Origin of the sequence: Anabaena sp. CCY 9402-a, from assembly GCF_963920945.1 — a bacterium.
In the GTDB taxonomy this organism is placed as follows: Bacteria; Cyanobacteriota; Cyanobacteriia; order Cyanobacteriales; family Nostocaceae; genus Trichormus; species Trichormus minutissimus.
In genome coordinates this window covers 1-4,399 of the sequence record NZ_CAWUDL010000155.1, presented here as the reverse complement: position 1 = coordinate 4,399, position 4,399 = coordinate 1, and the positions used below count along the sequence as shown (strand labels likewise).

The 4,399-nt window shown below is 45.8% G+C and carries 10 protein-coding genes and 1 pseudogene; 9 read left to right on the top strand and 2 right to left on the bottom strand.

The window, feature by feature from the left end; translation table 11 throughout:
* Nucleotides 1-90: 90 nt before the first annotated feature.
* Nucleotides 91-249, bottom strand: coding sequence for a hypothetical protein (locus ACM0OR_RS27735; protein WP_414579622.1), 159 nt, complete (start codon nucleotides 247-249; stop codon nucleotides 91-93).
* Nucleotides 234-425, bottom strand: a complete 192-nt coding sequence (locus ACM0OR_RS27730; RefSeq protein WP_414579621.1) for a ribbon-helix-helix domain-containing protein — start codon at nucleotides 423-425, stop codon at nucleotides 234-236. The genes ACM0OR_RS27735 and ACM0OR_RS27730 overlap by 16 nt, the downstream gene beginning before the upstream one ends.
* Before the next feature lie 362 nt (nucleotides 426-787).
* On the opposite strand from ACM0OR_RS27730, the gene ACM0OR_RS27725 reads away from it, so the two are divergent.
* The 9 genes and pseudogenes from ACM0OR_RS27725 to ACM0OR_RS27685 all read left to right on the top strand — a co-directional run.
* Complete coding sequence (locus ACM0OR_RS27725) at nucleotides 788-1,153, top strand: hypothetical protein (RefSeq protein ID WP_414579620.1); 366 nt, start codon at nucleotides 788-790, stop codon at nucleotides 1,151-1,153.
* A 50-nt stretch (nucleotides 1,154-1,203) separates the two neighbouring features.
* Nucleotides 1,204-1,416, top strand: coding sequence for a hypothetical protein (locus ACM0OR_RS27720; RefSeq protein WP_414579619.1), 213 nt, complete (start codon nucleotides 1,204-1,206; stop codon nucleotides 1,414-1,416).
* Nucleotides 1,416-1,619 carry a hypothetical protein gene (locus ACM0OR_RS27715; protein WP_414579618.1) on the top strand — a complete coding sequence of 68 codons (204 nt, stop codon included), beginning with the start codon at nucleotides 1,416-1,418 and terminating at the stop codon, nucleotides 1,617-1,619. The genes ACM0OR_RS27720 and ACM0OR_RS27715 overlap by 1 nt, the downstream gene beginning before the upstream one ends.
* Nucleotides 1,609-1,788 carry a hypothetical protein gene (locus ACM0OR_RS27710; RefSeq protein WP_414579617.1) on the top strand — a complete coding sequence of 60 codons (180 nt, stop codon included), beginning with the start codon at nucleotides 1,609-1,611 and terminating at the stop codon, nucleotides 1,786-1,788. The genes ACM0OR_RS27715 and ACM0OR_RS27710 overlap by 11 nt, the downstream gene beginning before the upstream one ends.
* Nucleotides 1,778-2,992, top strand: coding sequence for a hypothetical protein (locus ACM0OR_RS27705; RefSeq protein ID WP_414579616.1), 1,215 nt, complete (start codon nucleotides 1,778-1,780; stop codon nucleotides 2,990-2,992). The genes ACM0OR_RS27710 and ACM0OR_RS27705 overlap by 11 nt, the downstream gene beginning before the upstream one ends.
* Nucleotides 2,982-3,131 carry a hypothetical protein gene (locus ACM0OR_RS27700; protein WP_414579614.1) on the top strand — a complete coding sequence of 50 codons (150 nt, stop codon included), beginning with the start codon at nucleotides 2,982-2,984 and terminating at the stop codon, nucleotides 3,129-3,131. Before ACM0OR_RS27705 ends, ACM0OR_RS27700 begins: the two co-directional genes overlap by 11 nt.
* A 121-nt stretch (nucleotides 3,132-3,252) precedes the next feature.
* A complete protein-coding gene (locus tag ACM0OR_RS27695; RefSeq protein ID WP_414579613.1) occupies nucleotides 3,253-3,513 on the top strand; it encodes a hypothetical protein in 261 nt (86 codons plus the stop codon).
* 12 nt (nucleotides 3,514-3,525) lie between these two features.
* Nucleotides 3,526-3,771: a hypothetical protein gene (locus tag ACM0OR_RS27690; protein ID WP_414579612.1), complete on the top strand. Its 246-nt coding sequence runs from the start codon at nucleotides 3,526-3,528 to the stop codon at nucleotides 3,769-3,771.
* A gap of 294 nt (nucleotides 3,772-4,065) precedes the next feature.
* A pseudogene (locus ACM0OR_RS27685) lies at nucleotides 4,066-4,399 on the top strand (IS110 family transposase); the annotation flags it as partial.

The window sequence follows — 4,399 nt, the reverse complement described above, 5'->3', positions numbered from 1 at the left end:
ATTTGCATTTTTAAAACTTGGTGATCACGTTTGTAGTGAATGCGATCGCAAAAAAATAAACCGTCCTTACCCATACAGGCAAGGACGGTTTTAACAATTATCTTCAGTTTGCTTATCCAGCTCTTGGCGTAGCGATTTGAACTCTTGAATCCTAGACTCTAGTCTCTTTACTTCATCGTTAATACGTTCAGCTTCAGCTTTCTTGGCTGCCACCTGATCACAGTATTCATCTATCAGGTGGTCAAGCATTCCCCCAGTAACTGTTGTTCCGGTGCTGAAGACACTTGATTCCGAGCCACTCGCTCTATAATCTCGCTCTTGCTGATTCCCAGTAGCTTGGCTTTCTCCTCCAGTAATTCCACAGCCTCCGGCGATACTGTCAGATTTAAGCTTCGCTTGCGTTGACCGTGCAATGGTTTTCTCATTCGTTGTACCCATTTACTACTCCTTATTGTACACGCATGGTACTTTACTTTTAACGCGCATACTACTAGACTATATTCAGTTGTACACGCGTGCAACTAATTTTGCCACAATAACTGCTCCCCAACGCCTAACCCTTTGCGTTGCATCTACCGGAGCAAGCACCCGCACACTTGGCTTAGTTCCCCGTGCGGACACACCCTAAAACCTCAAAGCCTTGCTGTACAAGGATTTTATAAATTAACCACTACTCGATAGTGGCACTAAACACGGTGCATAGTGGCATTTAAAGCCCCCTATGCTCACAGCTAAACCGCACTATGTACGGACTATAGACCGTGCATCATACCCTTATGCCCCAACTATGGAAACACTAGAAATCGCCCATAACGGCAATAAAGCCGCATCTAACACCGACAAGAAACCCACCAAAGAGAAAGAGAAGGCCAAACGACACTTACCAGCTTTGCCTAGTGCAGTTTCGGCCGCAGACATGAACACAGTTGATTATTCTGGTTTAGCTGACAGAACAGCTGTCGAATGGAGTTCTTTAAAAAATTACGAGATGTTCAGCCTCAGCCCTGACGGTTCATTCCCCATGATGAAAGTCAGCCGTAGTAAGGCTGTTCGCCTTGCTGACCGTGAAGTGATGATGGTTGGTTCTGGGAGATGCTTTCGAGTTTCCCTGTCAAATCATCCAAACCAAAACCAAACCCAAAACAAGTCCTAGTTCGCAGCTAGAGCTTGTTTTAACGATTCAACTATTATCTAAACTTTACCATGCAAGAACCCAGAGAATTAACACCCAAAGAACAGAAAGCAATTGATGAATTTGAAGCAGCGCGTCCTGGACTTGGCGCGATCGCAGAAACTAACATCCTCAACAACAACATAACTGGTTGGGCTGACATCATTGCAGACACCCCAGAAAATGAACTAGTAGCCGGTGAGGGATTCAGTTCTAATTCCTTCATGTATCGGAGGTTGGGCTAATGAATGAAAGCCTTTACCAAGCATCACTCAAAGTCTTGACTGAAGCTGGTGTTAATAAAAATGTTGCCGTTCAAGCCTCGGAAGTCGTAGCCAAAGATAATCCAGGATTACCCAATCTTGGGCGAACTTCCCTAGACCAGCAAGTAATAGACGAGGCCATGTTTCAATACCATTCTCAACAGGTGGTGAAGCATGAGGGATAACAATAACTTACCGTGGTTGCTAATTGCCGCTTTGGCGGTAGGTGTAACGCTGTGGAGTCAAGAAACCTCTAGCAGTTATCAGGCAACCATTGAACGGTTACAAAACAGCTTGAACACTTGCAAAGCTGAATTTGCAACGTTTAAAGACGGGGTGACATATGGCAAGTGATTTGATTGAGGTAAAATCCCCAGTCCCCCCGAAGACGGCTACAGCTGGTGTGTGGGTAGAGTTGCACTTACCGGATGGTAAAACTCTTTTGCGTTACTGCGCCTGGGGACTAGGAAGGGTAATTTTCTCAACATCTCTATTCAGTGTCAATCTTAGCCGAAATGCTTTTAAATTAAGCATTTGGTTCTGTGATGGGTTGGAGAATTGCATCAAAAACTTACTCAAAGTTTACGATGCTCTACCCTATGCCGGTACACCGATGACGCAAGTAATTGAAGCCGCAGCCGTCGCCATCGATGAGCCGTTAGAAGTAATCACAGACATCATCACAGCCATTGAAGGTAAACAGGTGATGATCATCGGGGAGATGGGGACAGGGAAAAGCACACTTGCCCAATACCTCGCCTATACCATCGGTGGCTGCGTTCGCGTTTATGAATGTGAAGGCACACCGACCGACTGGCAAGGGCTTGAGGTCATCGGTAAAGGTGAAAACTGGACAGCCATCGAATTGGGAATGGCTGAAGACCTAGAAGACTTGAGTAATCAACTCAAGCTGAGAACCGAACGCGGTGACGCTGCTTTGGTCGGCACTGAACGCGTGATCATCGCTGAAGAGTACCCAGAACTAGTATCAAAAGTTACTTCATCTGGCGAATGGCTAGAACGTCACGCCCGACGCGGAAGAAAAGCGCAACGTTTCACCATTCTGTTATCCCAGTATGACCGAGTAGCCGCCTGGGGGCTAGAGGGAAAGTCAGACTTAGCGGATGCTTTCTTCCGTATCCGCTTGGGTAAAAAGGCACAAGCTCACGCCAAAAGCTTGAAAAATAACGCCCTTGTTGAGTGGTTAAAAGCCGACCAATCCCACTGCTTACTAGATGATCAGCCTTGCAAACTGCCCCCATACCGGGAGATGAAAGCCGCAACAGTTCGCGGTGGTTCAACCATAGTACAACCATACTCCAACAACGCGATCAGCCCTGAAAATAGCTCAAAAAATGACCTCAAAACCGCTTCTGTAAAGGATTTCAGCGATTCCTTTTCGGAAAATGACCGGGTACTTTGGCGGTTAATTGGGCGATTTGGGGAGGGAAAAAGTGACTCGTCCATAGTGACTGAGGTGATGGGGTTTACTGGTCAGCGATATGGCGAGGGTAAGGATTTATTGGAACGACTGAGGAGGCAATTCGGTGGAAATTAATAACCCAGATTTTTGGAGACAGTTAGGGATTGAGCCGATCATCATCGACCCTGAAGACGAGAAAAGTATCGCCCAGGGGTTGGAGGCAGTCACACAAGAAATTCAACAGGAGGTAACTGAGGAGAAATCTGAGGAGTAATCGAAAAGCGATCGCCTCCGGCGGGCGGGTACGCCATCGCACAAATGCAAAATGCGATGGTCTTCGACCGACCGGAGGTCATCGCACCATATTTAAATACAAGTAAAAAATATCACACATCATGCAAATTAAAACCATTACTTACCAACGAGTTCTCAATTTGGGAAATTACGAAAGCAAGCGGTTAGAAATGACTGCTGAGATTTATGAGGGTGACGATTTGGAATTTGAAACTACTTTCCTTATGGAAATGGTCGAGCGAAAAATTAGAGAAGATGCAACCAAAAAAGTTGAGGAGGAAATTAGGTTACTCAGAAAAGAATTACGCCAACTCAGAGAAGAACAAGAAACATCTCAATCCGATATTCCTGAAGATTTCTAATTAAAAAAAATTATGGCTGACGAAAATTTAGATATTCCCCAAACCGATCCAGCTTGGGATTATTACGAGGTCTGGCAATCATTACACATTGCCCAAGTAAAAATTAAATCTGGAATAAAACTCATTTTTGGTCAAGAACAAGCAACCCACGACACTGATCAAAAACTCAAAGAAATACTAGAAACCGTTGTAGAAAAACTAGAACAAGTCATTGACGACGAGTTGACAGGTTATGCCGACGATGAAGTTTATGATTAACGCCTGACGAGCCGGACTGACTCACCGGCGAAACGGTGGCAGCCGCCGCCGTCGCGGTCTGAGTCCAAATCAACCGCACAGCACAACAGCCAGTAACTTAGGGCTTTTGGCAAGAATCAAGCTTATGGCTTTTCATCCTTCGTAAGCTCGGTTACTGGACTGTGTACTGTTTCCTGTGTCGCCGCAGTTCGCGCTGCGGCATTGCCTTGAGAGTGAAGCAAGCTACTGGCTTACGGGTGATTCATAGGCTTTGACACCAGGGATTTTCAAAAAGAACCACCCAGAGGAAATCGAATGACCAGAGTTTTAGGGCTTGATATCAGCAAGTCCTCAGTTTCGGCTTGTCTACTATTAGAGAAGCCCAATTCACCACGTCAATTTTATTACGAATGTCTGTTTTATCGGTTCAGTGCCAATAGCCAAGGAATCAAAGAGCTATTGGCACTAAACCCGGACGTTGCACTGGTAGAGCCAACCGGCACAAATTACAGCAAACTTTGGTGTACACATTTAGCCCGTGCGGGGGTTGAGGTGCGACTGGTTGGGCATAAGGAATTAAGGAGCTATCGCCAGCATCACCTGGCGTTGCCAGATAAAGATGATGATGCTGATTCCCTGGCGTTAGCCT

Bases quoted from the DNA above. Each gene is read 5' to 3' on its own strand.
- ACM0OR_RS27730 (WP_414579621.1), bottom strand. From the start codon at position 425: ATGAGAAAACCATTGCACGGTCAACGCAAGCGAAGCTTAAATCTGACA.
- ACM0OR_RS27705 (WP_414579616.1), top strand. From the start codon at position 1,778: ATGGCAAGTGATTTGATTGAGGTAAAATCCCCAGTCCCCCCGAAGACG.
- ACM0OR_RS27725 (WP_414579620.1), top strand. From the start codon at position 788: ATGGAAACACTAGAAATCGCCCATAACGGCAATAAAGCCGCATCTAAC.
- ACM0OR_RS27735 (WP_414579622.1), bottom strand. From the start codon at position 249: ATGCTTGACCACCTGATAGATGAATACTGTGATCAGGTGGCAGCCAAG.
- ACM0OR_RS27715 (WP_414579618.1), top strand. From the start codon at position 1,416: ATGAATGAAAGCCTTTACCAAGCATCACTCAAAGTCTTGACTGAAGCT.
- ACM0OR_RS27695 (WP_414579613.1), top strand. From the start codon at position 3,253: ATGCAAATTAAAACCATTACTTACCAACGAGTTCTCAATTTGGGAAAT.
- ACM0OR_RS27710 (WP_414579617.1), top strand. From the start codon at position 1,609: ATGAGGGATAACAATAACTTACCGTGGTTGCTAATTGCCGCTTTGGCG.
- ACM0OR_RS27720 (WP_414579619.1), top strand. From the start codon at position 1,204: ATGCAAGAACCCAGAGAATTAACACCCAAAGAACAGAAAGCAATTGAT.
- ACM0OR_RS27690 (WP_414579612.1), top strand. From the start codon at position 3,526: ATGGCTGACGAAAATTTAGATATTCCCCAAACCGATCCAGCTTGGGAT.